The sequence below is a fragment of the Streptomyces sp. Je 1-332 genome, from assembly GCF_040730185.1.
In the GTDB taxonomy this organism is placed as follows: Bacteria; Actinomycetota; Actinomycetes; order Streptomycetales; family Streptomycetaceae; genus Streptomyces.
In genome coordinates this window covers 3566797-3593387 of record NZ_CP160402.1, presented here as the reverse complement: position 1 = coordinate 3593387, position 26591 = coordinate 3566797, and the positions used below count along the sequence as shown (strand labels likewise).

22 protein-coding genes are annotated in these 26591 nt (G+C 71.7%); 12 read left to right on the top strand and 10 right to left on the bottom strand.

Annotation, left to right across the window (positions count from 1 at the left end; genetic code table 11):
- Nucleotides 1-30: 30 nt before the first annotated feature.
- The gene (locus ABXJ52_RS16090; RefSeq protein WP_367043027.1) at nt 31-1617 is read right to left on the bottom strand and encodes an AMP-binding protein; all 1587 of its coding nucleotides are present in this window, start codon (nt 1615-1617) and stop codon (nt 31-33) included.
- A 160-nt stretch (nt 1618-1777) separates the two neighbouring features.
- Between ABXJ52_RS16090 and ABXJ52_RS16085 the strand changes: the two genes are divergently transcribed.
- The 3 genes from ABXJ52_RS16085 to ABXJ52_RS16075 all read left to right on the top strand — a co-directional run bounded on the left by ABXJ52_RS16085 (nt 1778) and on the right by ABXJ52_RS16075 (nt 4780).
- Nucleotides 1778-2944 (top strand): acyl-CoA dehydrogenase, encoded by a 1167-nt coding sequence (locus tag ABXJ52_RS16085; RefSeq protein WP_367043026.1) that lies wholly within the window; start codon nt 1778-1780, stop codon nt 2942-2944.
- An 8-nt stretch (nt 2945-2952) separates the two neighbouring features.
- Nucleotides 2953-3861: an acyl-CoA dehydrogenase family protein gene (locus ABXJ52_RS16080; protein ID WP_367043024.1), complete on the top strand. Its 909-nt coding sequence runs from the start codon at nt 2953-2955 to the stop codon at nt 3859-3861.
- Between the two features lie 427 nt (nt 3862-4288).
- Nucleotides 4289-4780, top strand: coding sequence for an ATP-binding protein (locus ABXJ52_RS16075; RefSeq protein ID WP_367043022.1), 492 nt, complete (start codon nt 4289-4291; stop codon nt 4778-4780).
- A 351-nt stretch (nt 4781-5131) separates the two neighbouring features.
- Here the strand turns inward: ABXJ52_RS16075 and ABXJ52_RS16070 are convergent, their stop codons facing one another.
- Nucleotides 5132-6052 (bottom strand): cyclase family protein, encoded by a 921-nt coding sequence (locus tag ABXJ52_RS16070; protein ID WP_367049089.1) that lies wholly within the window; start codon nt 6050-6052, stop codon nt 5132-5134.
- Nucleotides 6053-6214: 162 nt separating this feature from the next.
- Between ABXJ52_RS16070 and ABXJ52_RS16065 the strand changes: the two genes are divergently transcribed.
- From ABXJ52_RS16065 to ABXJ52_RS16055, 3 genes are read left to right on the top strand one after another with little or no spacing between them, the layout of a single operon-like run.
- Entirely contained in the window at nt 6215-7126 is a 912-nt protein-coding gene (locus tag ABXJ52_RS16065; protein WP_367043019.1) for an SDR family NAD(P)-dependent oxidoreductase, read from the top strand.
- A gap of 17 nt (nt 7127-7143) precedes the next feature.
- The gene (locus ABXJ52_RS16060; protein WP_367043017.1) at nt 7144-8370 is read left to right on the top strand and encodes an acyl-CoA dehydrogenase family protein; all 1227 of its coding nucleotides are present in this window, start codon (nt 7144-7146) and stop codon (nt 8368-8370) included.
- On the top strand, nt 8367-9437 hold the full coding sequence (locus ABXJ52_RS16055; RefSeq protein ID WP_367043015.1) for a Zn-dependent alcohol dehydrogenase: 1071 nt from the start codon (nt 8367-8369) through the stop codon (nt 9435-9437). Before ABXJ52_RS16060 ends, ABXJ52_RS16055 begins: the two co-directional genes overlap by 4 nt.
- 266 nt (nt 9438-9703) lie before the next feature.
- Here ABXJ52_RS16055 and ABXJ52_RS16050 read toward each other — a convergent pair whose 3' ends face one another.
- Nucleotides 9704-10747, bottom strand: a complete 1044-nt coding sequence (locus ABXJ52_RS16050; protein ID WP_367043012.1) for a helix-turn-helix domain-containing protein — start codon at nt 10745-10747, stop codon at nt 9704-9706.
- A gap of 59 nt (nt 10748-10806) precedes the next feature.
- On the opposite strand from ABXJ52_RS16050, the gene ABXJ52_RS16045 reads away from it, so the two are divergent.
- A complete protein-coding gene (locus ABXJ52_RS16045) occupies nt 10807-12135 on the top strand; it encodes an MFS transporter (protein WP_367043010.1) in 1329 nt (442 codons plus the stop codon).
- Here the strand turns inward: ABXJ52_RS16045 and ABXJ52_RS16040 are convergent.
- From ABXJ52_RS16040 to ABXJ52_RS16025, 4 genes are all read right to left on the bottom strand, one after another.
- Nucleotides 12128-12742 (bottom strand): flavin reductase family protein, encoded by a 615-nt coding sequence (locus ABXJ52_RS16040; RefSeq protein ID WP_367043007.1) that lies wholly within the window; start codon nt 12740-12742, stop codon nt 12128-12130. The two genes, ABXJ52_RS16045 and ABXJ52_RS16040, sit on opposite strands and share 8 nt — an antisense overlap.
- Before the next feature lie 62 nt (nt 12743-12804).
- On the bottom strand, nt 12805-13611 hold the full coding sequence (locus tag ABXJ52_RS16035) for an enoyl-CoA hydratase-related protein (RefSeq protein WP_367043005.1): 807 nt from the start codon (nt 13609-13611) through the stop codon (nt 12805-12807).
- A 109-nt stretch (nt 13612-13720) separates the two neighbouring features.
- Nucleotides 13721-15946, bottom strand: coding sequence for an acetate--CoA ligase family protein (locus tag ABXJ52_RS16030; RefSeq protein WP_367043003.1), 2226 nt, complete (start codon nt 15944-15946; stop codon nt 13721-13723).
- Between the two features lie 373 nt (nt 15947-16319).
- A complete protein-coding gene (locus tag ABXJ52_RS16025; RefSeq protein WP_367043000.1) occupies nt 16320-17495 on the bottom strand; it encodes an NAD(P)/FAD-dependent oxidoreductase in 1176 nt (391 codons plus the stop codon).
- Between the two features lie 317 nt (nt 17496-17812).
- Here ABXJ52_RS16025 and ABXJ52_RS16020 point away from each other — a divergent pair, with 317 nt between their 5' ends.
- Entirely contained in the window at nt 17813-18244 is a 432-nt protein-coding gene (locus ABXJ52_RS16020; RefSeq protein WP_367042997.1) for a Zn-ribbon domain-containing OB-fold protein, read from the top strand.
- Between the two features lie 79 nt (nt 18245-18323).
- Nucleotides 18324-19220, top strand: coding sequence for a GNAT family N-acetyltransferase (locus tag ABXJ52_RS16015; RefSeq protein WP_367042996.1), 897 nt, complete (start codon nt 18324-18326; stop codon nt 19218-19220).
- Nucleotides 19221-19259: 39 nt separating this feature from the next.
- Here ABXJ52_RS16015 and ABXJ52_RS16010 read toward each other — a convergent pair whose 3' ends face one another.
- Nucleotides 19260-19943, bottom strand: coding sequence for a pyridoxal 5'-phosphate synthase (locus ABXJ52_RS16010; protein ID WP_367042994.1), 684 nt, complete (start codon nt 19941-19943; stop codon nt 19260-19262).
- Between the two features lie 96 nt (nt 19944-20039).
- Nucleotides 20040-21266, bottom strand: a complete 1227-nt coding sequence (locus tag ABXJ52_RS16005; RefSeq protein WP_367042992.1) for an acetyl-CoA acetyltransferase — start codon at nt 21264-21266, stop codon at nt 20040-20042.
- A gap of 147 nt (nt 21267-21413) precedes the next feature.
- On the opposite strand from ABXJ52_RS16005, the gene ABXJ52_RS16000 reads away from it, so the two are divergent.
- Together ABXJ52_RS16000 and ABXJ52_RS15995 are read left to right on the top strand one after the other, a co-directional pair.
- Nucleotides 21414-22658: an acyl-CoA dehydrogenase family protein gene (locus ABXJ52_RS16000; protein WP_367049088.1), complete on the top strand. Its 1245-nt coding sequence runs from the start codon at nt 21414-21416 to the stop codon at nt 22656-22658.
- Nucleotides 22658-23131, top strand: a complete 474-nt coding sequence (locus ABXJ52_RS15995; protein WP_367042990.1) for a nitroreductase family deazaflavin-dependent oxidoreductase — start codon at nt 22658-22660, stop codon at nt 23129-23131. Before ABXJ52_RS16000 ends, ABXJ52_RS15995 begins: the two co-directional genes overlap by 1 nt.
- 93 nt (nt 23132-23224) lie before the next feature.
- On the opposite strand, the gene ABXJ52_RS15990 is transcribed toward ABXJ52_RS15995, so the two are convergent.
- Complete coding sequence (locus tag ABXJ52_RS15990) at nt 23225-23872, bottom strand: TetR family transcriptional regulator (RefSeq protein WP_367042988.1); 648 nt, start codon at nt 23870-23872, stop codon at nt 23225-23227.
- A 327-nt stretch (nt 23873-24199) separates the two neighbouring features.
- On the opposite strand from ABXJ52_RS15990, the gene ABXJ52_RS15985 reads away from it, so the two are divergent.
- Nucleotides 24200-26557 carry a serine/threonine-protein kinase gene (locus tag ABXJ52_RS15985; protein WP_367042986.1) on the top strand — a complete coding sequence of 786 codons (2358 nt, stop codon included), beginning with the start codon at nt 24200-24202 and terminating at the stop codon, nt 26555-26557.
- Nucleotides 26558-26591: the final 34 nt, after the last annotated feature.

Here is a 26591-nt window from a genome sequence, read left to right as displayed (position 1 = left end):
TGCGCTGTCCCGAGTGAGCGCCCACGCGGGCTAGCCCCGCGTGAACCGCTCCCGCAGCTTGTACTTGAGCACTTTGCGCAGCGTCTCGTTGCGGGGAAGGGCCTCCACCAGCTCCAGTTGCTCCGGCAGCTTGTACGTGGACAGGCCCTCCCCGCGCAGATACGCGGTCATGGCCTCCAGGGTCAGGGCGCCCGCGTCGTCGTGCGCGCCCGTCCGCTGCTCGATCACCGCGCAGACCCGTTCGCCCCGTTCGGGGTCCGGGAGGCCGATGACCGCCGCGTCGTCCACGGCCGGATGCCGGTGGAGCAGGTCCTCGATCTCCTTCGCGGAGATGTTCTCGCCCTTGCGGATGATGATGTCCTTGGCCCGGCCCGTCAGGACCAGATGCCCCGTCGGCCGTACGTGCCCCAGGTCGCCCGTGATCAGGAAGCCGTCCGTGTCGAAGACCCCGGCGCTCTGTTCGGCGTCCAAGTAGCCCTGACAGACGGCCTCCCCGCGCAGCCGCACCTCGCCGTCGACCCCCGCGGGTACTTCCTTCCCCTCGGCGTCCGTGACCCGGATCTCCATGCCCGGCGGCGGCATCCCCTCCGTCGTCGCCAGGTTCTCGGCGGTGTCGTCCGGGGCCCCCATGGTGATCATCGGCACCTCGGTCATGCCGTAGCCGTGGGTGAGTTGGCAGCCCATCTCCCGTACGACCGCGTGATAGATCTCCGGCGGCTTCGGCGCACCGCCGCCCGCGAGGAGGCGCAGGGAGGGGATGAGCCTCTCGCCCGGCGCCAGCTTGCGCTGCTCGGCGAGGAACATCGAGTAGAACGCGGTCGAGCCGCCCGCCACCGTCACGCCGTGCCGCCGGTAGCCGTCGAGCGCGTCCGGCAGCGCGAACGTCTCGAACATCACCGCGGGGAAGCCGTAGAGCAGCAGCATCACCGTGTAGTCGGGGCCCGCGATGTGCGCGAAGGGGAACGCCATAGAGCCGACGTCGTCCGCCGAGAGGTGCAGCGCGTGGGCCAGGCACGAGCCGCCCGCGATCAGCGAACGGTCGGTGTGCAGCACGCCCTTGGGGTCGGACGTCGTGCCCGACGTCCAGTAGATCCAGCGCACCGACGTGCCGTCGGAGGGCGGCGCGGGCAGGACGGACGGGTCGGCGTCGGGCAGATCGTCGTACGCGTACGCCTCGAAGACGCCGCGCGCGCCGAGCCGGCGTGCCATCTCCACGTGGTCGAAGCCGCGCCACACGCCGGGCACGGCGAAGAACTCGGCCTTCGACTCCCGCAGCGCGAAGCCGACTTCGCGGTCGCGGTAGAACGGGATGACCGGTGATTGGACCGCGCCGACGCGGGCGAGCGCGAAGGAGAGCAGGGCGGTCTCGATACGGGTGGGCAGCTGCCAGGCGACCACGGTGCCGGGGCGCACACCCATCTCGTAAAGGCCGGCGGCCACGCGCTCGCAGCGGGCGTGCAGTTCGCCGAAGGTGAGCGTCCGGTCGTCGGCGGGGTCGGCGGCGGCCTGGATGAGGACGGGGGCGTCGGGGGTGAGCCGGGCGCGGCGCTCGATGAGCTCCCAGAGGGTGCCCGACGCTCCCAGTTCGTACGCGGTCTCGTTCTCCGAGGTCCTCATGCGATCCCCTCACCGAAGGCCACTAACTGACGGGCAGTCAGATCGTGCCGAGAGCGTAAGGCTCAGCGCCTTGTCGGTCCAGGGGTGCGGGGCTAGCCTGCGTTCTGACGGGCCATCAGATGTGCCGGAGGGGCCGGAGAGACGACCGGAGGGGGACGACGTGGACCTCACCTACACGCAGGAGGAGGAATCCTTCCGGGCGGGCCTGCGCGAGTGGCTGGCCCGGACACTCCCCCAACTGCCGCCGAGACCCGACCCCTTGGACTGGCCGGGGCGCCGGGCCTACGACATGGGGTGGCAGCGCAGGCTGTACGACGCCGGGTACGCGGGGCTGCACTGGCCCGTCGACGCGGGCGGCCGTGGCGCCACCCCGACCCAGCACCTGATCTTCCTGGAGGAGACGGAGAAGGCGGGCGCGCCCTACGTAGGGGCGAACTTCGTGGGCCTGCTGCACGCGGGACCCACCATCGCCTCCGAAGGGACCCCGGAACAGCGCGCCCGGTGGCTGCCGCCCGTGCTGCGCGGCGACGAGGTGTGGTGCCAGGGGTTCAGCGAGCCGGACGCGGGCTCCGACCTCGCGTCGCTGCGCACGCGCGCGTGGCGCGACGGCGACGACTACGTGGTGAGCGGATCCAAGATCTGGACCTCGCACGCGGAGGTCGCCGACTGGTGCGAACTCCTCGTGCGGACGACGCCGGTGAGCGAGGACGTGCCCAAGCACCGCGGCATCTCATGGCTCGCGATGCCGATGGACGCCCCCGGGATCACGGTCCGCCCGCTGCGCACGCTCGCGGGCTCGACCGAGTTCGCCGAGGTGTTCCTCGACGAGGTGCGCGTCCCGGTCGCCAACCGCGTCGGCGCGGAGAACGACGGCTGGCGCGTGACGATGGTGACGCTGTCGTACGAGCGCGGGACGGCCTTCGTGGGGGAGGTCGTCGCCTGCCGCCGGGTCCTCGGCGAACTGGCCCGCGAGGCGCGCAAGAACGGCCGCTGGGACGACGCGGTCCTGCGCCGCAGGCTCGGCAGGCTGAGCGCGGAGTTCGGGGCGCTGTGGCGGCTCACGCAGTGGAACGTCAGCGAGTCGCAGCGGGCGGGCGGCGGCGTACCGGGCATCGGCGGTTCCGTCTTCAAGCTGCGCTACTCGCACGCACGCCAGGAGCTGTACGAGGCCGCGGGCGAGGTGCTCGGACCCGGGGCGCTCGACCTGGGCCACGACTGGACCCTGGACCGGCTCTCCTCGCTCTCGTACACGATCGCCGCCGGGACCTCGCAGATCCAGCAGAACATCGTGGCCGAGCGGATACTCGGCCTGCCGAAGGGGCGGTGAGGGGGCGCGTGGACTTCCAACTGACGGAGGACCAGCGGGCGTTGCAGGGTGGCGTGCGCGAGCTGCTCGACGGGCGGTTCGACGCGGCCGCCCTGCGGGCCGCGGCGGACTCCGGGACTCCCTCGCTCGACCGGGCCCTGTGGCGGGAGCTGGGGGAAGCCGGGTTCTTCTCGCTGCGGGTGCCGGAGGAGGAGGGCGGGGTCGGACTCGGGCTTCCGGAGGCCGTGTTGGTCTTCGAGGAGGCGGGGCGAGCGCTGCTCCCCGGGCCGCTGGTGGCCACGTTCCTCGCGGCGCGTGAGGTCACGGGCGCGGCCCAGGGGGCGACGGTGGTGACGACCGTCTCGGGCGGGCTCGTCCCCTGGCTGGACGAGGCGGATGTCGTCCACGGGGATGTCTCCGGCGCCGTACCCCTGCGTTCCGTCGACCCGCTGACGCCGCTGCACCGGGTGCCGGGCGACCAGCAAGGCTGGGCGGCGTCGTCCGAGGCGCCATCGGCATTCACGGCGGCAGCGTCATCCGAGGCGGACCTGCTGATCGCGGCGGAACAGCTCGGCAGCGCGGGCAGGACCTGCGAGATGGCGGTCCGTTATGCACGGGAACGTACCCAATTCGGCAGATCCATCGGATCCTTCCAGGCCGTCAAGCATCTCTGCGCCCAGATGCTCGTACGCACCGAGGTCGCGCGTGCCGCCGTGTACGCGGCGTCAGTCACCGGTGACGGAGCGGAGATCACGGCGGCCAAGCTGCTCGCCGACGAGGCGGCGGAGCGTGGCGCGCGCGACTGCCTTCAGGTGCACGGCGGTATGGGCTTCACCTGGGAGGCGGACGTGCATCTGCATCTGAAGCGTGCCTGGGTGCGGGCGGGCCTCGGAAAGGCGGCGGCCCGGGCGGAGGAGGAGCTCGCGGCGGCGCTGTGACGCTCCCGGGTGCGGAGAGTGATCGACTTGTGAAGTCCCCGAAGTGGGGGGAGGCTACTGAGCGTCGATACCGGGTTGTGTCCTATGCCTGACTCGTCACGGCACGGAGTCGGGCTTCCGCTCCGGTACCTTGTGTGAGATGCGAGTGGTTCTGAGGTCGAGCCATGCCGGTGTTGCCCCTGAGGCGGCGCCGGGCCCGGCAATGCGTGCCGCTCGCAGTGCAGGAAGGGGCTTCATGCCCACCTGTTCGACCCCCCGCAGCGCGCGTCGCACAGTATGCCGCACGCGTACTCCTTCGCGCTGGAATATGCCTGAAGCGCTTGTTGGGGTGACTGAACGTCAACCATGCTGTCTCTCAAGGGGATCACGTTCCGTGACCCCGTGGAGTCGCGAGGCGATGTGTCCGCCGGTTCGGATGGTGTGAGCGGTGCAGGTGCTTCAAGTTCAGCTGGAGGTCAGGCCCGACCCCGCCGAGGTGGGGCGGGCTCGGAGGTGGGCGCGCTCGCGGCTCGCCGGTTCCGGGATAGGGGCCGACGAGCCACTGGCCGAGACGCTGATCCTGCTGATCTCGGAGCTGGTCACCAACGCCGTGGTGCACACGGGCTGTCCGGCCGTGCTGCGCATGCGGCTCTCCGACGCCCCGGACGTGCCCGCGCAGGCCGCGGGCGCGGGGCCGGGGACGGTCAGGGTCGAGGTGGCCGATGCCAGCGCGCGTCCGCCGAAGCAGCGGCATGCCGACGGCGACGCGACCAACGGCCGGGGCCTTGAGCTCGTCGACGGCCTCGCCGACCGCTGGGGCTGGCAGACCGAGGGCGCGGGCAAGAGCATCTGGTGCGAGGTGGACCGGTGCGATCCGGGCGTCGCGGCGGTCGCGTTCGACGGGACGACCTACGAGGACGTCGCCTACGAGGCGGTCTGAGCCCCGCGTGGCGGCGTCCGGAGTCCGCATGCGCCGTCACGTGCCACGATGCGCGGCCGTGCGCGGTCGGTACATAAGCGGCATAATTCATTAATCACCGGGCGGGTGTTGACGAACCGTGTCCGATTGATCACGCTTGTGTGCAGCGATTCGCCGCGAGGGGACGTCGAGGGACGGTGGTCTGTGGCCCGGTCCTTGGCGAGACGTGGGTCGCCGTCGGCGCCGGTCCCTTCGTGGCCGAAGAGGGCAGGACCAGCGCGCCGGAGCCGGATGGCGGCGTGCGCGGCGACGCGCTCGGGGCGGGAGCCGGGACGCGCCGCCATCCGAAGGCTCACGGAAGGTTCGGAAAGCTCACAACACCGCCACCGGTGCGACGGGTGTCCCCGTGCCGCCGACGAACGGCTCGGGCATCGCGGAGAGGAGGAAGCTGTAGCGGGAAAGTTCTGCACAGGCTGTGGACAACTTTTCCAGATTCCAGTTCTGGCCCTGCAGCATCCCCATCTCGACCAGGTCGAGCGCGTGCACGGGCAGCCAGAGGTTCTCGATCTCGGGCGGGAAGATCTCGAAGGTGAGGGTGTCGTTGGCGACCGCCGCGACGTCGCGCGCGTGGAACCACTCGGGGGTGCGCACCGAGAGGCCGGGGGACGGATAGCCGTACGCGTGCTTGTCGCCCGCCAGGTAGGTCTGGAGCTGCCCGGTGCGTACGAGGACGATGTCGCCGGCGCGGACGGTGAGCCCCGCGAACTCCTCGGCCTGCGCGAGGTCTTCGGGAGTGACCGCGTGATCTCCGGGCAGCCGGTCGAGCCCCTTGGCGCGGGCGACATCGAGCAGTACGCCGCGCGAGACGAGGTGCGGCACCTTGTCGATGCCGCTGAACCGCGCGCGGGTGTGGGCGGTGATGGTGTCCGCGGGACGGCCGTTGTAGATCTTCCCCGAGTGTGACGCGTGGGTGAGCGCGTCCCAGTGGGTGGCCGTCTGCAGGCCCATCGTGACGGCGTCGTCGCTGGTGGCGACCGTGCCGGGGCCGAAGAGCTCCTGGTTGATCTGCACCATCGTGTGGAGTGGGTTGACGCGGCCGGGTATCAGCCCGGTCTGGACGCCGTCCTCCTTGAGGGGCAGTGCGAGCGGGATGCGCCGACCGGTGCGGATGGTGGCGGCGGCCTCGCGGACGACCTCGTCGGTGATGAGGTTGAGCGTGCCGATCTCGTCGTCAGGCCCCCAACGGCCCCAGTTGTTCACGCGTTTGGCGATGTCGAAGAACTCGGGGGGCAGCGCGGAGTGGGCCGCGCCCGTGGACGCCGGTCCGGTGGATGACGGTTCCGCGGAGCCTGTGGGTGCCGAGTCTGACATGGGTACTCCCCGGGGCTTGTCTTCTGGTGTCTGACGGGTCATAGAATCTAACGGTCCGTCAGAAACCGCGGGAAGGGGCCGGACGTGGGGAACTTCTTGGCAGGCAAGGTGGTGGCCGTGACCGGTGCCGGGCGCGGCATCGGCAAGGCGGTCGCGCTCGCCGCCGCGGCCGAGGGCGCGAAGGTCGTCGTGAACGACTACGGCGTCTCCATGGAGGGCGCGCAGCCGACCAGTGAGATAGCCGACGGCGTGGTCAAGGAGATCCAGGCGGCGGGCGGCGACGCCGTCGCCGTGGCCGACGACATCTCGACCATGGCGGGCGGGCAGCGGATCGTGGACGTCGCCCTCGCCGAGTACGGGCGGATCGACGGCGTCGTGTGCGTGGCCGGGATCCTGCGGGAGCGGATGCTCTTCAACATGTCCGAGCAGGAGTGGGACCCGGTGGTCGCCACACACCTGAAGGGCACGTTCACCGTATTCAAGGCAGCTTCGGCGGTCATGCGGAAGCAGGGCACCGGCACGCTGATCGGCTTCACCAGCGGCAACCACCAGGGGTCCGTCGCACAGGCCAACTACAGCGCGGCCAAGGGCGGGATCATCTCGCTGGTGCGCAGCGCGGCGCTCGGTCTGAACAAGTACGGGGTGACGGCGAACGCGGTGGCGCCCGTCGCGCGGACCCGGATGTCCGCCAACGTGCCCATGGAGCTGAAGGAGATCGGGGAGCCGGAGGACGTGGCCGCGCTCGTCACGTATCTGCTGAGCGAGCGTGCCCGGCAGGAGAAGATCACCGGGCAGGTCTACACGGTCGCGGGCCCGAAGATCGCGGTGTGGGCGCAGCCGCGTGAGCTGCGGGCCGGGTATGTCGAGGGGGGCTGGACCCCGGAGAAGATCGCCGACTTCCTGCCGGGGACGGTGGGGGTCGACCCGATGCCGCTGCTGGCCCAGGTGGAGGCGATGGCGAAGGCCGCCGCCGCCAAAGACCGGCCGAACGCGTAGGCCGGGCGGACCAGGCGGTGGAATTCGGATTCGGTCCTGAGGACGAGGAGTTCCGGGCGGAGGCACGGGCGTGGCTCGGCGAGCATCTGACGGGGGCGTTCGCCGGGGCCGCGGGGCGCGGCGGGCCCGGCAGTGAGCACGAGGGCGCGGCGGAAAGGCGGGCCTGGGAGCGGGAGTTGGGCCGGGGCGGGTGGATCGGCCTCGGCTGGGACACGGACTCCCGCGCGTACGGGAACCGGCGGGCGACGCTGACCCAGCAGGTCGTCTGGGCGGAGGAGTACGCGCGGGTGCGGGCACCCGGACGCCACGGCCACATCGGCGAGAACCTGCTGGCCCCGACCCTGCTCGCGTACGGCAGCCAGGAGCAGCGGGACGAGTTCCTGCCGCCCATCGCGCGCGGGGATGCGCTGTGGTGCCAGGGGTACAGCGAGCCAGGGGCCGGGTCGGACCTGGCGGGGCTGCGGACGGCGGCGGTGTTGGACGGCGACGTGTACCGCGTCACCGGGCAGAAGATCTGGACCTCGCTCGCCCATCAGGCGGACTGGTGCTTCGTGCTTGCGCGCACGGAGGCGGGGTCGTGCGGGCACCGGGGGATCTCGTTCCTGCTGGTGCCGATGGACCAGCCCGGCCGCATCGAGGTGCGGCCCATCCGGCAGTTGACGGGAACGAGCGAGTTCAACGAGGTCTTCTTCGACGGGGCGGTCGCGCGCGCCTCGCACGTCGTGGGCGGCGTGGGCAACGGGTGGCGCGTCGCCATGGGGCTGCTCGGCTTCGAGCGGGGAGTCTCCACCCTCGTACAGCAGATCGGGTTCGCGGAGGAGCTGGGGGCCGTGGTCCGGGAGGCCGTCGACAGCGGGGCGGTCGGTGATCCCGTGCTGCGGGACCGGCTTGTGCGGCAGTGGGCGGAGTTGCGGGTCATGCGGTGGAACGCGCTGCGTACGTTGGGGAGTTCGGGGGGTTCGGGGAGTTCGGGGGGTTCGCGTCCTGATGCCGGGGCGCCGAGCGTGGCCAAGCTGTTGTGGGGCGGGTGGCATCAGCGGCTCGGCGAGCTGGCCATGGCGGTGCGGGGGGCGGTAGGGGCGGTCGGCCCCGGGGACTGGCGCGAGGACGCCCCGTACGAACTCGACGCCCTGCAACGGCTGTTCCTCTTCACGCGGGCCGACACCATCTACGGCGGCTCGGACGAGATTCAGCGGAACATCATCGCCGAGCGTGTGCTCGGCCTGCCGAGGGAGGCGCGATGAGGGGTGTCGTTTTCGACAGGAGCAGGGCTGAGGGGAGTCGGGTCCAGGTAGTCGACGACCTGGAGATCCGGGGACCCGGGCCGGGGGAAGTGCTGGTCGCCGTCAAGGCAGCGGGGCTGTGCCACAGCGACCTGTCGGTCATCGACGGGACCATCCCCTTCCCCTCGCCGGTGGTGCTCGGGCATGAAGGGGCGGGGGTGGTGGAGTCGGTCGGTGCGGGGGTGACGCATGTGAGCACCGGTGACCATGTGGCGCTCTCGACCATCGCCAGCTGTGGGGCGTGCGGGGAGTGCAACCGGGGGCGGCCGACCATGTGCCGGCGTGCGATCGGGATGCCGGACCAGCCGTTCTCGCGGGGCGGTGAGCCGGTCTACCAGTTCGCGGCGAACTCCGCGTTCGCGGAACGCACGGTGGTGAAGGCCGTGCAGGCCGTGAAGATCCCGGAGGAGATTCCGCTGACGTCGGCGGCGCTGATCGGGTGCGGGGTGGTGACGGGGGTCGGCGCCGCCCTGAACCGCGCGAAGGTCGACCGGGGTGACAGCGTGGTGGTGATCGGTACCGGGGGGATCGGCCTGAACGTCCTCCAGGGGGCGAGGATCGCCGGGGCCACGCGGATCGTGGCGGTCGACGCGAACCCCGACAAGGAGGGCGTGGCACGGCAGTTCGGCGCGACGCACTTCTTCTCCTCGGCGGAGGCGGAGGGGGTGCGGGAGCTGCTGCCGACGGGGGCCGACCACGTCTTCGAGTGCGTGGGCCGGGTGGAGCTGATCCGCCAGTCGATCGACCTTCTCGACCGGCATGGGCAGGCGATCCTGCTGGGGGTGCCACCGGCCACCGCGGAGGCGTCGTTCCTGGTGTCGTCCCTGTTCCTGGACAAGTCCATCCTGGGCTGCCGCTACGGCTCCGCCCGCCCGCAGCGGGACTTCGCGCTGTACGCGGAGCTTTATCTGGCGGGGCGCCTGCTGCTGGACGAGTTGGTGACGGAAACGTATCCGGTGGAGGACTTCGCGAAGGCGGTGGGGGATGCGGAGGCGGGGCGGGTGGCGCGGGGGGTTTTGACGTTCTGAGGGGCCTGCGGGCATTTGGCGGTGCGTTGCTGGGTTCGGGCGGTCGTGCGTTGTGCGGGGCCGGCCCGTGGGTGGGTGCGGGGCCGCGCCGGTATGTCCGTCCTCGCTATCGTCCGGTGGGCGCTGGGCTGCTTCGTCTCCGGAGCCTTCGGGAGCCGTGCTCCGGGCGGACATACCGGCACGTCCCCTCGCGCGCGCTGCCGACTGCGGCGATTCGCCGGTTGCTGCGGGGCAATCGGGCGGGTGGGCGGGAGAGGCCTGTTCGGTCAGGGAAGGCTGCGGGGGGCCCGAGAAAGGAGGGAGCCGCTCGCGCCGGCGCGGAACGTGCGGCGGTACGCGGTCGGGGTCACACCCAGGGCCGCCTGCAAGTGCCCCCGCATGGACTGCGCCGTACCGAAGCCCGCGTCCCGCGCCACCCCGTCCACGGAGAGATCGCTGGATTCCAGAAGGTGGCGGGCCCGCTCGACCCGCTGCTGCGCCAGCCACTGGCCGGGGCTGATCCCCACCTCCTCACGGAAGCGGCGCGTGAAGGTGCGTACGGACATGGATTCCTGATCCGCCATGTCGCGGAGCTGAATCGGCTCGTGGAGCCGCGCGAGGGCCCACGCCCGCGCGGCCGTCGTCGTCGCGAACTGCGGTGCCGGGACGGGGCGTTGGATGTACTGGGCCTGGCCCCCGTCCCGGTGCGGCGGCACCAGCGTACGGCGGGCCACCTCGTTGGCGACCGCCGCCCCGTGGTCACGGCGTACGACATGGAGGCAGAGGTCGAGGCCCGCGGCCACGCCCGCCGAGGTGAGGATGTCCCCGTCGTCGATGAAGAGGACCTCCGGATCCACCGTGACCCGGGGGAAGAGACGCTGGAAGTGTTCCGCCGACGCCCAGTGCGTCGTCGCGGTGCGGCCGTCGAGACAGCCCGCCGCGGCGAGCACGTACCCGCCCGTGCAGATGGAGATCAGGCGCGTGCCCGGTGTGATGTGCGCCAGGGCCGAGGCCAGTTCCTCGGTCAGGACGCCCTCCTCGTAGACCGGCCCCAGTTCGTACGACGCCGGGATCACCACCGTGTCGGCGGTGGCCAGGCACTCCGGGCCGTTCTCCACGAGGATCGCGAAGTCGGCGTCGCTGCGCACCGGGCCCGGAGGGCGGACGGAGGCCGTCACGACCTCGTAGAGGCACGTGCCTTCGGTGGTCCTCGCACGGCCGAAGATCCGTTGCGCGATGCCCAACTCGAAGGGGATCACGCCGTCCAGGGCCAGGACCACCACGCGGTGCGGGGCGGTGGTCGCGTTCGGGATGCCGGTCTCTGAGGCCATGGCCCGATCCTAGTCAACGCTGTCCTTCGGGCCACTCGATCAGGGTGCCCCGGATCCGGATGCTGGTTGTCGTGACCCAGACAGACGTGAATCAGACGGTCGAGGCGCCCCGGGAGGCGCCGAGGCGACGGCGCCGTATCCACCGGGCGTGGTTCGTCGCCGCCGTCACCTTCGTGACGATCATCGGCGCCGCCGCGTTCCGCTCCCTGCCGGGCCTGCTCATCGACCCGCTGCACGACGAATTCCACTGGTCGCGCGGCACGATCGGCCTCGCGGTCTCCATCAACCTCGCGCTGTACGGGCTCACCGCGCCGTTCGCCGCCGCACTGATGGACCGCTTCGGCATCCGGCGGGTCGTGGCGGTCGCGCTCGTCGTGATCGCGCTCGGCTCCGGGCTCACCGTGTGGATGCGGCACCCCTGGCAGCTGCTGCTGTGCTGGGGGCTGCTCGTCGGCCTCGGCTCGGGTTCCATGGCGCTCGCCTTCGCGGCCACCGTCACCAACCGGTGGTTCACCACGCGGCGCGGGCTCGTCACCGGCATCCTGACGGCGGCTTCCGCTTCGGGTCAGCTGATCTTCCTGCCGCTGCTCTCCTGGCTCGTGGATGCCCATGAGTGGCGGCCCGCCGCCGTGACCGTCGCCCTTGCCGCGCTCGCCGTCGTCCCGTTCGTGTGGCTGCTGCTGCGCGACCATCCGGCGGACGTGGGCCTGAAGCCGTACGGCTCCGCGGAGTTCGTGGAGAAGCCGCCGCCCACCACCGGGGCCGCGCGGCGTGCGGTCACCGTGCTGTTCAAGGCGGCACGCACCGGACCGTTCTGGTTGCTCGCGGGGACCTTCGCCATCTGCGGCGCCTCGACGAACGGCCTGATCCAGACGCACTTCGTGCCCGCCGCGCACGACCACGGCATGCCGATCACGGCCGCCGCTTCGCTCCTCGCCGTCATCGGCGTCTTCGACGTCGTGGGAACGATCGCGTCCGGCTGGTTCACGGACCGCTTCGACGCGCGGCGTCTCCTTGCCGTGTACTACGCGCTGCGCGGCGTCTCGCTGCTCTTCCTGCCGCTGCTGCTCGCGCCGACCGTGCACCCGCCGATGATCTTCTTCATCGTCTTCTACGGCCTCGACTGGGTGGCGACGGTGCCGCCGACCCTGGCCCTGTGCCGCGAGCAGTACGGCGACGACAGCGCCATCGTCTTCGGCTGGGTGCTCGCCTCGCACCAGGTGGGAGCCGCGATCGTGGCCGTCGTCGGCGGCGTCGTACGGGACGCCTTCGGGTCGTACGACGTGATGTGGATCGCCTCCGGGGCGCTGTGCGCGGCGGCGGCGCTGATGGCGCTGGTCATCCGGCGGGCCGGCGACGAGAAGGCCGTGCGGCCCGCGGTCATGTAGCGAGCGTGCCGAACCTGCCCCGGTGGAAGAGGAGCGGTTCGCCGTCGTCCGTGGCGCCCAGCGCGTCCACCCGGCCGACCACGATCAGGTGGTCGCCCCCGGTGTGCACCGCCTGGATCGTGCAGTCGATCCAGGCCGGTGCGCCGGCCAGGCGGGGCGAGCCGGTGACGGGCGCGGCGTCGTACACGACACCGGCGAACTTGTCGGCGCCGCTCACCGCGAAGCCGCGGCACAGCGCGCCCTGGTCGGCGCCGAGGACGTTGACGCAGAAGACGCCCGCGCGCGCGATGCGCGGCCACGTCGTCGACGTACGCGCGACCATGAAGGAGACCAGGGGCGGGTCGAGGGAGAGCGAGGAGAAGGACTGGCAGGCGAACCCCGCCGGGCCTTCCTCGCCTTCGGATGCCGGTGCCGTGACAACGGTCACGCCGGTCGCGAAGTTCCCGAGCACGCGCCGGAACTCACCCGCGTCGAGCGGCGCCCGCTCGTCGTCACCGACCGCCCGCAGCTGCGGACGCGGAAGGACTTCGACCGGACCGGTGGCGGTCGGAGCGCCGACCGACCTGAGGTATCGGACGACGGTGGCCGCCATCCCTGCATGTCCCATCACACCAACCATTGAAGCTGACGGCCCGTCAGATGGGAAGGGTGCGGGCTGTGCGGGCTGCCTCAGCGGCCTTCGTACGAAGGTGAGCGGCGCTCCACGAAGCTGGTGACGCCCTCGTTCGCGTCCTTCGTCGTCATGTTGATCTCCTGCGCAGCCGCCTCCGCCGCGAAGGCGGTCGCGCGGTCCGACTGCAGGGACGCGTTGACCAGTTGCTTCGTCATGGCGATGGCGCGCGTCGGTCCCGCCGCCAGGCGTTCCGCCCAGGCGCGGGCCGTCTTCTCCAGCTCGTCGGCCGGTACGACGCGGTTGACGAGCCCGAGGCGTTCGGCGTCCGCGGCCGGCACGGAGTCCCCGAAGAACATCAGCTCCTTGGCGCGCTGCGGTCCGATGAGACGTGGGAGCAGATAGGCGCCGCCGCCGTCGGGCACCAGGCCGCGGCGCACGAACACCTCGATGAACCTGACCTGTTCGGCGGCGACGACGAGGTCGCAGGCGAACGCGAGATGCGCGCCGATACCGGCCGCGGTGCCGTTCACCGCGGCGATCACCGGCTTCTCGCAGTCGAGTACGGCGGCGATGAGGCGCTGGGCGCCCAGTCTGATCGTGCGGGCCACGTCACCGGGCACGCGCTCGGCGTCGCCGCTGGGCGCGCCGCGCAGATCGGCGCCCGCGCAGAAACCCTTGCCGGTCGCGGTGATCACGACGGCTCTGACGTCGGGGTCGGACGAGGCGTCGGCGAGCAGCGAGATGACGCGTTCGCGCTGGTCCCAGGTGACGGCGTTCATGGCTTCGGGCCGGTTGAGGGTGATCCACGAGACGGCGTTGTCAGTGGCGTGGAGTACCAATGAGTCCAGGGGGGTGTCCGACATGCGGGAGTGGCTCCGATTCGTGGGCGGGGTAATCGGGTGGGTGCGCGGGAAACATCCGGCGCGAAGCGGCCGTCGCGGTCCGGCGCGAAGCGGCGGTCCGGAGAGGCGCTCAGCGGCAGACGGCCAAGGCGTCCAGCGCGACCGCCCCCTGCCCCTGGGGCAGCACCATCAGCGGGTTGATGTCCAACTCGGCGAGATCGTCGCCCAGTTCGAGCGCCATCCGCTGCACCCTCAGGACGACTTCGATGAGCGCGTCGACGTCGGCGGGGGGCGCCCCCCGGACCCCGTCGAGCAACGCACGCCCACGCAGTTCGGACAGCATCGCGGAGGCCTGCGACTCCCCGAACGGCGGCACTCGTACGGCCACGTCCCGCAGCACCTCGACAAGGACACCCCCGAGCCCGACGGTCACCGTCGGACCGAAGAGATCGTCCTGCGTCACGCCCACCACCATCTCGACGCCCCGCGCCACCATCTGGCAGACAAGGACACCGTCCAGCGCGATGCCTTCGTAGCGGGCGATGTCCGTCAGCTCCCGGTAGGCGTCCCGCACCTGACTGGCCGAGGTCAGACCGACCTTCACGAGGCCCAGTTCGCTCTTGTGGGCGAGCCGCGCCCCGGACGCCTTCATCACCACCGGGTAGCCGACGAGCCCGGCCGCCCGCACGGCCGCCGCCGCACTGGTCACCAACTGCTCACGCGGTACGCGAATCCCGTACGCGCGCAGCAGCTGCTTCGCCGCGTGCTCGCTCAGCTGCTGGCCGGGCCGCATCAGGGCCTGCGCCTTGCGGAAGGACGGGGAGGCGGTGCGCGGGGCCTCGGCGAAGGGGGAGCGGTAGCGGGCCGTGAAGCGGTGGTGGTCCAGATAGGCGCGTACGGCCGTGATGCAGTTGGCGAAGGTGCGGAAGGTGGCGACGCGCGACGAACCGAGGAGCGTGCTGCGGTAGGCCTCCTCGGTGCCCACCGGAGAGCCCCAGACCACGCACACCAGCTTGTCCGTCTGCTCCGCCGCGTCCACCAGGTCCTGCGCCAGCTTGTCGCTCATGGGCGGGAAGGGGCCGGTGATGGGACAGATCAGCACCCCCACCTCCGGATCGTCCAGGATCGCGTCGATGATCTTCCGGCCGCGCCAGTCGCCCACCGGGTGGCCGCCGTTGTCGACAGGGTTGGCGACGTTCAGGTAGTCCGGTATCCACTGGTGCAGCTCCGTCTGCTTGGCGTCCGAGAGCGGCGGAAGCCGCAGCCCCGCCTCGGTCGCCAGGTCCGAGAAGTGCGCGCCCGTGCCGCCCGAGATCGAATAGACGACGACGCCCTCGGCCTTCGGAGGCTTCGCCCGCGCCAACAGGGCGGACGTGTCCTGGAGTTCGTCGAGGCCGTCCACGCGGATCACGCCGTACTGCCGCATCGCCGCGTCGACGACCGTGTCGGCGCCGGTGAGCTTGCCGGTATGTGAGGCCGCCATGCGGGCGCCGGTCTCGGTGCGGCCGACCTTGACCGCGACGACGGGCACGCCGCGCTGGGCGGCGCGGTCGGCGGCGAGCAGGAAGGAGCGGCCGTCCTTGAGCCCCTCGACGTAACAGGCGATGGCTCCGACCTCGGGGCGTTCGGCGAAGTAGGAGATGAAGTCGGAGGTCTCCAGGTCGGCTTCGTTGCCGGTGGGCGCCCAGTGCGAGAGGCGTACGCCGATCTCCTGCATCGTGAAGACGGGGCGGCCCTGGTGGCCGGACTGGGTGATCAGGGCGATGGCGGGGCCTTCGAGGTCGTCACGGAACTTCTCGAAGGCGTTGAGGTTGGTGTTGGGCCCGAGCAGCCGCAGGCCCGAGCGTTCCACGGCGGCGGCCAGGCGGGCCTGGGCCGCCGCGCCCTCCTCTCCGGTCTCGGCGAACCCGGAGGCGAAGGCGACGGCGAACTTCACCTTCGCCTCGGCGAGTTCCTCGATCACGGGAAGGGGATCGCTGACGAGGAGTACGGCCAGGTCGACCTGTTCCGGCAGGTCCGCGACGGAGGGGAAGCAGCGGGTGCCGAAGACGGACCGGCGGGTGGGGTGCACGGGGTACAGCCGGGCGCCGCCCCGCTCGGCCCAGTCCATGAGCTGCCGCGTGATGCCGGTGTTCGGCCGTCCGTCGGCGTCCGACGCGCCGATGACGGCGACGGCCTCGGGGCGGAAGAACCGGTCCAGGTCCGGTATGTCGGCGTGCAGGGGGCGTCCGCTGACGTCCAGGTCGTCCGCCGTGGCGGCGTGTCCGTGGACGGCGGGTGCCGGGGCTTCGCCGCAGGCCACAACACGCGCGCGGCGGGGGTCGGTGGTGAAGGTGCCGTAAGTCGATCCAAGCATCGGTCCGCCCGCTCCTGTGTGACAGCAACTCCAACTGACGCATAGTCAGATTACTGAACTGACGCTGTGTCAGGAACAGTGCTGCACGAAGTGGGGGCGGCCCTTTAGCAGTACCCGGGGGGCCCGGGGGGTTACTCCCCCTTCGGGGGGTGGGGTTTCGGGAGGGTGTAGTACCGGCCACGGGCGTTTTTGGGGGTGTTGGGGTGTGTGGTGTCTGCTGGCTTGCCTTGGCTGGGCGCGCAGTTCCTCGCGCCCCTTGGGGGCTGTGCGTTCGTCGAGTGTCTGCCGGCTTGTCTTGGCTGAGCGCGCAGTTCCCCGCGCCCCTTGCGGGGCCCGGGCTCGCGCCCCTTGCGGGGCCTGGGCTTGGGGCTTGTCAGCGGGGTGTTGGGTGGGATTTCGTTATGGCCTTTGCGATCTTTTCTGCGTCCAGGGCCATTTCACGCAGCATTCCGCTGATGGGGTTCGTGAAGCCGGTGAAGTAGAGGTCGGGGGCCGACTTCGTGGTGCGGGGGCCGCGGGTCAGCGGGGTGCCCTTTGCGTTCAGTACGCCCAGGTCGCCGAGGAGCGGTTCCAGTGCGCGGCGGTAGCCCGTGGCCGCGATGACCGCCTCGGGGGCGATCCGGGTGCCGTCGGCCAGGACGACCTTGCCGTCCTCGAAGGAGTCGACGGCCGCGACCGGTTCGACCTTGCCCTTGCGCACCGCGTCGATGAGGCCCACGTCCTGGACCGGGATCGCCCCCTGCTTGACGCGCGAGTACAGGCCGGTGGCCGGGCGGGGCAGCCCCTTCGCCGTCAGGTCGGGGACGCTCACCCTGGCGATCGGGCCCGCGAGACGGTCCACGAGCGCGACGGGCAGCCTGCGGCACAGGATGCCCGTGCGCTGCGCGGGCCAGCCCGCGGTGGAGCGGCGGACGATGTGCGGCGCGGTGCGCACCGCGAGGCGGACGCGGGCCGCGCCGCCCGCGGCGAGGTCGACGGCGATCTCGGCGCCGGTGTTGCCGACGCCCACGACCAGGACGTCCTTGCCCTCGTACGGGCTCGGGTCGCGGTAGGCGCTCGCGTGCACGAGTTCGCCCGTGTACGTGTCGCGGCCGGGCCAGTCCGGCAGGTGGGGCGTGTGGTTGTACCCGGTGGCGATCACCACCGCGCTGCCGGTCAACTCCCGCCCGCCGGTGGCGTGCAGCAGCCAGCCGGCGCCGTCGGCCGTACGCTCCAGGCGGGACACCTCGACGCCGGTGACGATCTCCAGCTGGTGGAACTCGGCGTACTTCTCCAGGTAGCGGAGCACGTTGTCACGTGACACCCAGCGACCGAAGGAGCGCGGTATCGCGAGCCCCGGCAGGGCGGAGAGGCGGCGCGTCGTGTGCAGGTGCAGGCGGTCGTAGTGCGAGCGCCAGGAGGCGCCGACCCGGTCGGACTTCTCGAGCACGACCGCGCGTACGCCGCGGGCACGCAGCGCCGCCGCGACGGAGAGCCCGCCGGGTCCACCGCCGACGACGTACACAGGACGGTCTTGCTGTGGCGCTTGTGGGGGAGTGGTGTCGGCCATGAACCTGAGAGTAATCACGCGATCACTTGATGGGGGACGGTCAAGCCCCAAACCGGTTGCGAATTGATCACGGGTATGCGCGGCGCGCCCTTCGTCCGTGGGTTGCGCGCCACGTCGGCGGACCCTGTGCGGCATCCGCCCTCCTGCGTACGCCTCCTACTCGTACACCTCCCTGTGCGCGTTGCTTTGGGTGCGTGTCTTGCGTGTCTTGCGTGTCTTGCGTGTCTTTCGGGTCTTGCGTGTGCGCCGCGCATGCGGTGAACTGACGTACCGTCAGAAGTGGTTGTGGTGTGGCGTCAGGAAACGGGGCCGTCCTTGTGAGTACTTCGAGTTCCGCGAGCCCGCGCTTCGACCTCCCCGAGGCCGACGCCTTCACCCGCCCCTACTGGGACGCGGCGGCCGAAGGTCAGCTGCTGATCCGTAGCTGCGGGCGATGCGGCAAGGCGCACCACTACCCACGCGAGTTCTGCCCCCACTGCTGGAGCGAGGACGTCGCCTGGCAGCGGGCGAGCGGCCACGCCACGCTCTACACCTGGTCAGTGGTGCACCGGAACGACCTGCCGCCGTTCGGCGCCCGCGTCCCGTACGTCGCCGCGGTCGTCGATCTCGCCGAAGGCCCGCGCATGATGACGGAGATCGTCGACTGCGCGGAGGGCGAGCTGCGGATCGGGATGGCGCTGGAGGTGCGGTTCCGGGATGTGGGGGAGGGGACGGTGGTCCCTGTGTTCCGGCCGCGGGCCGCCCCGTAGCCACGGGGGGTGTACTGCCTGCTGCTGCATGCCGCGTAATTCACTTCCGTCGGGCCCGCGGCCAGGGAGATCATGGTCCATGGCCTCCCCAAGTGCGCATGCGGCTGTCTGGCGGTTGACCTCCGACCTCGACGAGTTCCACTCGCGCGCCGCGGCCTTCCTGCACTCGGCGCCCGCCCTGCACACCGCGCTGCTCAGCGTCACCGACATGCTCCGTACGCGTGGGCTGCACGTGTACGGGAAGGAAGACCCCCTCTTCGGAATCCGTGCCGACGGTGACGGCGCCGTGAGCGGTGCCTTTGTGTGGACCCCGCCGCACCTGCCCACCCTCAGCCCGCTCGCCGACGCCGACGCCCACGCGATCGCCGCCGCGGCCGACGAACTCGCCGAAGTGCTCGCCGACGCGGGCCTCGCGCCTGCCGGGGTCGCGGCCGAGAGCGCCACCGCGGCCGCGTTCTCGGCGGCCTGGCAGCGGCGGACGCACGCCACCCCCGTCGTCCACTACGCCCAGCGGTTGTACCGCCTCGGCACCCTCACCCCGCCCGTGCCCGCACCGGCGGGTGGCGCGCGCGTCGCCACCGGCGGCGACCGGGCGCTGCTCGTGCTCTGGCACGGTGAGTTCCACGAGGCCATAGGGGAGAAGCCCGCGATGGACGCCGGCGCATGGGCCGACGCCCGCCTCGCCTACGGGGGCGTCACCCTCTGGGAAGCGCCCGACGGCACGCCCGTCGCCATGGCGGGCAATACCCGCCGGGTCGCGGGCCAGGTCAGGATCGCCCCCGTCTACACCCCGGCCCACCTGCGCGGGCGCGGTTACGCGGGCGCGGTCACCGCCGCCGTGAGCGGCGCCGCGGTCGCGGCGGGCGCGGACGAGGTGCTGCTCTTCACCGACCTCGACAACCCCACGAGCAACGCGCTGTATCAGCGGCTCGGGTTCCGCCCGGTGCGGGACTTCACGCAGTACAGCTTCACCTAGCAGCGCTTCACCCCTGGACGCTCGTGCGGGCCGGGTCCCTCACGGCCACAGCAGCTCCTTGAGCCAGCTTCCGTCCGTCTGCCTGCGGTACCGCAGCCGCACGTGCCTGCGCCGCGCGTCCCCCTGGAAGAACTCGACCTCCACCGGTTCGAGCACGTACAGCGTCCAGCTCGGCGCCGGTGCGTCCGGCTCCGCCTGCGCGTGCTCCCACGCGGCCTGGCTCGCGGCCACCAGGTCCCCGTACGACGGCAGGACCTCGCTCTGCCTGCCGACCAGCGCCGACGCCAGTGCCCCTGGTGAACGACGTGCGAGGTCGGCGCGGCTCGCGGTGGCGCTCGCCGCCGTGACCCGGCCGCGCACCCGGACCTGGCGGCCCTGGACCGGCCAGTAGAACCCGAGCGCGGCCTCCGGGCGCGCGGCGAGCTGGCGGCCCTTGGCGCTGCCCGTGTGCGAGCCGAAGTGCCAGCCGTCGGTGTCCGCGTCGTGCAGCATCAGCGTCCGTACGTCCGGGCGGCCCGACTCGTCCGCCGTGGCCAGCGTCATCGTGTGCGGCTCCACCTGCCCCGCCTCGGCCACGTCCACGAACCACTGCCAGAAGAGAGGCAGCGGGTCGGCGGGGGCGGTCTCCGTTTCGAACGGGGGCAGTTCGGTGTCCCAGACACGGAGGGAGCGGAGGAGGGCGCGGCCGTGGGCGATGTCATCGGGCCTGTCGGTGTCGTCCATCCGGCGAATCTACGGGAGGGCTCGGCGAATCCACGTGAGCGGTCCAAGCCTGGGGCGAGGGCGACCCCCGCAGGACCGCACCCCGCAGCAATCCCCCTACCCCCGCCCCAACACCACCGTCCCCGAAGAGCAGAACCACCCGCCCGTCCCCGAAGCCACCGCCACCTCCGGCAGGCTGCCCCCCGCCTTCCGTACCTGGCGGCCCTCGCCCGCCTCTCCGCGTAGTTGCCGTACGGCCTCCACCAGGAGGAACAGGCCTCGCATGCCCGGGTGTTGGGCGGAGAGACCGCCGCCGTCCGTGTTCGTCGGCAGTTCGCCGTCCCGCAGCAGGCGGCCCTTCTCCACGAACGCGCCCCCCTCACCCTTCGCGCAGAACCCCAGGTCCTCCAGCGTCACCAGCGTCATGTAGGTGAAGGCGTCGTAGATCTGCGCGATGTCCACGTCCTCGGGGCGTACCCCGGCCCGTTCGAAGGCGAGGCGTCCGCTCACCGCCGCCGGGGAGACCGTGAAGTCGTCCCATTCCGACATCGTCGTGTGCGAGACGTGCTCGCCGGCGCCGAGCACCCACACGGGGGCCGAGGCACAGTCGGCCACGTACTCCTCCGCCGCGAGGAGCACCGCGCAGCCGCCGTCGGAACGGATGCAGCAGTGCAGCTTGGTGAACGGGTCCGCGATCATCGGGCCGCCGAGTACCTCGTCGACCGTGATCGGGTCGCGGTACATCGCGTCGGGGTTCGTCGCCGCGTTCGCCCGTGCCTGGACGGCCACCGAGGCGAGCTGTTCGAGCGTCGTGCCGTACTCGTGCATGTGGCGGCGCGCGGCCATCGCGTACTTGGCGATCAGGGAGTGCCCGTACGGGACCTCGAACTGGAGGGGGCCGCGCGCGCCGAAGGACAGGTTCGACGTGCGCCGCCCGGCCTTGATGTCCGCCCTCGCCGTCGAGCCGTAGACGAGGAGCACGGCGTTCGCGCGCCCGGCGGCGATCGCGTCCGCCGCGTGGGCCGCCATGACCTCCCAGGTGGAGCCGCCCACGGAGGTGGAGTCGACCCAGCGCGGCTTCAGGCCCAGATACTCGGCGACCTCGACCGGGGCGAGCGTGCCGAGGCCGGCCGACGCGATGCCGTCGATGACGTCGCGGCCCAGGCCCGAGTCGGCCAGGGCGCGGCGGGCCGCCTGGGCGTGCAGGGCGTAGGGGGTGGCCTCGTCGACGCGACCGCAGTCGGACAGGGATATGCCGACGACGGCCACCTTGCGCGGGCGGGTGGCCGCCGCGCCCGTACCGGCCGACGCCACAGGAGCGCTGTGGGGAAGGGGAGTTGGCATAAATCTGACGGTACATCAGGTGCGCGCTTCGCCGGGAGGTGTTACATGGCGTCGTGGCCCTGTGCATCTGGTCGGCACGGTCTTAGCATGACGGCCCGTCAGATTCGGGTGGCGGGCATGGCCGCCACCCCGGGGAGGAGCCCGCCGATGGACGCCGCCTTCACCGCGGAACAGGAAGAGATCCGCCGCACCCTTCGTGAGCTCGTCACCAAACGCTGCGGCCCGGACGAGGTGAAGGCCGCGGTCCGCACCCCCGCCGGATACGACGCCTCCCTCTGGTCCGCCCTCGCCGAACAGCTCGGCCTGCCCGGCATCGCCGTCCCCGAGTCGTACGGGGGTGTGGGGTGCGGCCCGGCGGAGCTCGCGCTCAGCGGCGAGGAGCTCGGCCGCGCCCTGACCCCCTCGCCCCTCTTCGCCACGGCCGCGCTCGTCGCCCCGCTCCTCCACCGGCTCGGCACCGACGAGCAGCGGTCGCACCTCCTGCCCCGCATCGCCACCGGCGGCCTCACCGCCGCGCTCGCCGTGCCCGGCACCGGACTCGCCACCGCGCTCGGCCTGGTCGGCGACAACGTAGGCGACTGGTCGGGCGGCGGCCGTGCGGGCGGCGTGCAGGCCAAGCTCTCGGACGACGGGGTCTGGCGGCTCTACGGGCAGGCGGAACAGGTGCTGGACGGGCACAGCGCGGGGCTGCTCGTGGTGGCCGCACACACCGGGGGCTTCGCCCGCTCCCGTACGCTCCTCTATCTCGTGCCGGAGGGAGCCGCCGGACTCGTACGGACCCGGCAGACCTCCCTCGACGAGACACGGCCGCAGGCCCGCGTCGAACTGCGGGATGTGGAGGCCGAGTTGCTGGGCGCCGTTGACGATGCCGATGTGCCGGGTGCGCTGGCCGCCGTCGGTGACATCGCCGCGACCGTGCTCGCCGCGGAGGCCGTGGGCGCCGCGGACCGGGCCCTTGAACGGACCGTCGAGTACGTCAAGCAGCGCGAGCAGTTCGGGCGGGCCATCGGCTCCTTCCAGGCGGTCAAGCACCGGCTCGCGGACGTGTACGTCCAGGTACAGGCCGCGCGGTCGGCCGCTTACTACGCGGCCTGGGCCACCGGGACGGGCTCCGGACAGGTGGCGGGGCAGGCCTCCGAGCAGGCCGGGGGCCTCGCGCTCGCGCAGTCGCTCGACGCGCTGCGGACCGCCGCTTCGGAGGCGGTGCAGCTGCACGGCGGCATCGGGTTCACCTGGGAGCACGAGGCGCATCTGTACTTCAAGCGCGCGTCGAGCGACGAACTGCTCTTCGGGCCCGTGCACCGGCTGCGGGCGCGGGCGGCGGAACGGGCCGACCTGTTCCGCGCGGCCACGGCGCCCACCCCCGAAGCGCAGCCGACGGTGGCCGTCTGATGCCGCCCGGAGTCCGCCTGATGCAGAAGGTGTCGTCCACGCGGGCCTTCGCGAAGATCGCCCCGCGCTTCATACCCGCGATGGACCGCACCGTGCACCGCCTCACGCGCGGCAAGGTGCTGCTCAGCGCGAAGATGCTGCCGGGCGTGATCCTGACGGTGCGTGGCGCCAAGAGCGGGGTCCCGCGGCGCACACCCTTGGCCTGTATGCCGGAGGAGTCCGGGAGTTGGATCCTGATCGGCTCCAACTTCGGGCGCCCGGGGCACCCCGCCTGGACCGGCAATCTGCTGGCCGGCCCCGACGCGGACATCAGCTGGCAGGGCAAGGACATCCCGGTACGGGCACGGCTGTTGAGGGGTGAGGAGCGGGAGAAGGCTTGGGAGGCGGCGCTGACCTTCTGGCCGCCGTATGCCACGTATCAATCCCGGGTGGAGCGGGAGATCCGCTTGTTCCGCCTGGAGAGGCGCGGTTGATGCCGCGATGCCCGGCAGGGACCACAGCGGCGGACCACAAAAGTGATCCGCCGCTGAGGCTGACAGGACAAAAGGACGGGAGCCCCGCAGGGGCTACTTCGTCGGCTTCTTGCCTGTGACGCCCAGATGCACCAACAGGGCGAGATTGGGCTTCAGTTCGGCCTGCTTGACGCCCCAGCTCTGGAAGCCCCGCTGGTGCGAGGCGACCGCGGCGAGCATGGCCACCAGGGAGCCGGCCATCGCCGCCGGGCTGACGTCCTTGTCGACCTTGCCCTTGGCCTGGAGCTCCTTGACCGTGTCCGTAAGGGAGTTGTTGACCGAGTTCAGGATCTTCATGCGGATCTTGTAGAAGCGCTTGTCGCCCTCCGCGGCGCCCAGATCGACGACCCGGAGGATCGCGTCGTTCTTGCGCCAGAAGTCGAGGAAGCCGTCGACCAGCTCCTGTGCGGTCTGCCACCCCGCCTTGCCGACCCAGGAGCGGCCGTCGAGGAGCTGGGTCAACTCCGCTCCCTCGGCCGCCATTTGCTCGGCGATCTCAAGGACGGCGCCTTCCACGTCGGGGAAGTACTGATAGAAGGTCGCGGGTGAAGTCCCCGCCTTCCGGGCGACGTCGATGACTTTGACGTCCCGGTAGGGCGAGGAGCTGAGCATCTCGCTGAGGCAGTCGAGCAGCTTCTGACGCGTCGCCTGACCTCGCCGACCGGCCACGCGGCCGTCGACGGTACGTACCTGTCCTGTCATGCCGTCAGCTTACCGAGGGGTGATCGGAGCGCGATTCGGCCGAGTGCAAATGGGGTTGGGGGCCGTATCGAGGGGCGTATTTCGCTCGATTTCACGCGCCGGTGGTGAGCCGTACGTGAATAGTTCGTGTGTTCGAATCAAGTTTCGCTCACATATCTCCTTCTTCTTGCGTCTTCTTTGTCCCACAACACCCCGATCCCGCCCCGGGTTCGCAACCACCGCCCCGGACAGGAAGAATCAGGGTGCGTGCCGCCGTAGCGGCTCGGTGGTGAGACGCTGCACGGGGCCGCCCATACGGCGCCCGCGTACGGGGAGGTGGCAGGGCAAGTGGTGGATCAGCTGACGCAGCACGATCCGAGGCGGATCGGCCCGTTCGAGGTGCTCGGCAGGCTCGGAGCCGGTGGCATGGGCCTTGTCTACCTCGCGCGCTCCGCGTCAGGGCGGCGCGTGGCGATCAAGACGGTCAGGACCGAGCTCGCCGAGGACCAGCTGTTCCGCGTCCGCTTCACGCGCGAGGTCGAGGCGGCACGGGCCGTTTCCGGTTTCTACACGGCCGCCGTCGTGGACGCCGACCCGCGCGCGGCCGTGCCGTGGCTGGCCACCGCCTACGTGCCCGCTCCCTCGCTCGAGGAAATAGTGAATGAGCACGGTCCGCTGCCCACCCAGGCCGTGCGCTGGCTCGCGGCCGGCGTCGCCGAGGCCCTGGAGTCCATCCACGGCGCGGGACTCGTCCACCGCGACCTCAAGCCGTCGAACGTCCTCGTGGTGGAGGACGGCCCGCGCGTGATCGACTTCGGTATCGCGTCCGGCGTCTCCAACACCCGCCTGACCATGACGAACGTCGCCGTGGGCACACCCGCGTACATGTCGCCCGAGCAGGCCAAGGACTCCCGCAGCGTCACCGGCGCCAGCGACGTCTTCTCGCTCGGCTCGATGCTCGTCTTCGCCGCCACCGGCCACGCGCCCTTCCACGGGGCGAACCCCGTGGAGACCGTCTTCATGCTGCTCCGCGAAGGCCCCGACCTGGAGGGACTCCCGGACGAGCTGCGTCCGCTCATCGAGACGTGCATGCAGATGGAGGCGGCGCTGCGGCCCAGCCCCGCCGACCTCCAGGCCCAGCTCGCGCCGCACCTCTTCGCCTCGGAGAGCGAGGACGGCGACAGCGGCACCGCGTCCGCGTGGCTGCCGGAGCGGGCCGTCGCCCTGATCGAGGCCCGCAGGGGAGGCCGTCCGCCCGCGCGGGCCGCGCTCGCCTCCTCCGGCAGGAGCGGTGGCCGCGGTGGCGCACCCGCCGTCGCGCCGCCCCCTCCGCAGCACGCGCCGCCGGTACCGCCGACGCAGCCGCCACCCTTCGGGGGTGTGCCGGACGCCGGTCCCGTCCACCTGGCCGGGGCGAAGGTGCCGATCGGTCCCGGCCCGCGGGTGGCCGACGCACGGGCCGCCGTCGGCTCGATGCCCGCCGACAACGGCCTCGCCGCCTCGTGGTCGCGGTCCAAGGCCGCGGCGAACGGCACCGACCCCGTGGTGCCCGCCCCCACCGCCGCGCCGGACGCGGGGGCCGCGTGGCGGCCGTGGCGCTTCCGGATGTCCAACGACGTGTGGGGTACGCCCGCCGTCGCGGGGAACCTCGTGTACGTCACGTCCTTCGAGGTGCACGCCCTGGACGTCGGCACGGGCCGGCGCAGCTTCAAGACGCGGGACGTCGCCTGGTCCATGGGCGTCGCCGACGGCCGTATCCACGCCTCCGACGGCCCCACGCTCTACGCCCTCGACGGCTCCGACGGCACCGACCTGTGGCGCCTGAACACCGACGCCTGGGTGTACTCCCTCCAGGCCGACCGGGGCACCGTCGTCACCGGGACGCGCGGCGGCGGCGTACAGGCCTGGGAGGCCGCGAGCGGCCAGAAGCTCTGGGAGATCACCGGGGCGCAGACCGACTTCGAGACCCCCGAGGCGGGACCCGTCGTCCACGACGGCACGGTCTACGTCTGGAAGGACGCGCGCCTGCGCGCCCTGGAGGCCCGCACCGGCGACGAGCGCTGGTCGTACCCCATCGGCGACGCGGCCTCCTGCGGCGGCGTCCCGGTGCGGCTCGCGCCCGCCCAGGACGGGTACGTGTACGTCTCCGCGGGCTCGCGGGTCCTCGCGATCGACGTGGCAGGGGGGCATGTCCGCTGGCACTTCGAGGCGCCCGCCGCGTTCCTGTGTCCGCCCACGTTCGCGCCGGGGCCCGCGGTCACCGGCGGCGGCGTGTACCTCGCGGACTACCTCGGCACGGTGTACGCCCTCGACGCCACGGACGGCCGTGACCGGTGGCGCATCGCCACGGAGTCCCGGGCGTCGATCGAGCCCGTCCTGGTCGCCGACGGCCATGTCCACGTGGGCAGCGGCAAGGGGCTCTACACGCTTGACGCGGTCACGGGCACGCCGAAGTGGCGGTTCCAGGCCGGCGGCGAGGTCGTCGGCACGCCCGTCGTGGCCGACCGGCGCATCCACTTCGGCTCGACGGACCACCTCCTCTACACGCTGAAGGCGGACGACGGCCGCCTGCGCTGGAAGCTGGCCACGGGCGGCGAGATCACCGGGGCGCCGGTGGTGCGGGATGGCGTCGTGTACGCGTGCAGCAAGGATCGGTGCGTGTACGCGTTGGACGCGGAGCGGGGGACGGGCACGGCTCGGTCCTAGCGGCCCGGGTGCCTGTCTCTTGGTGCGGGCCGTG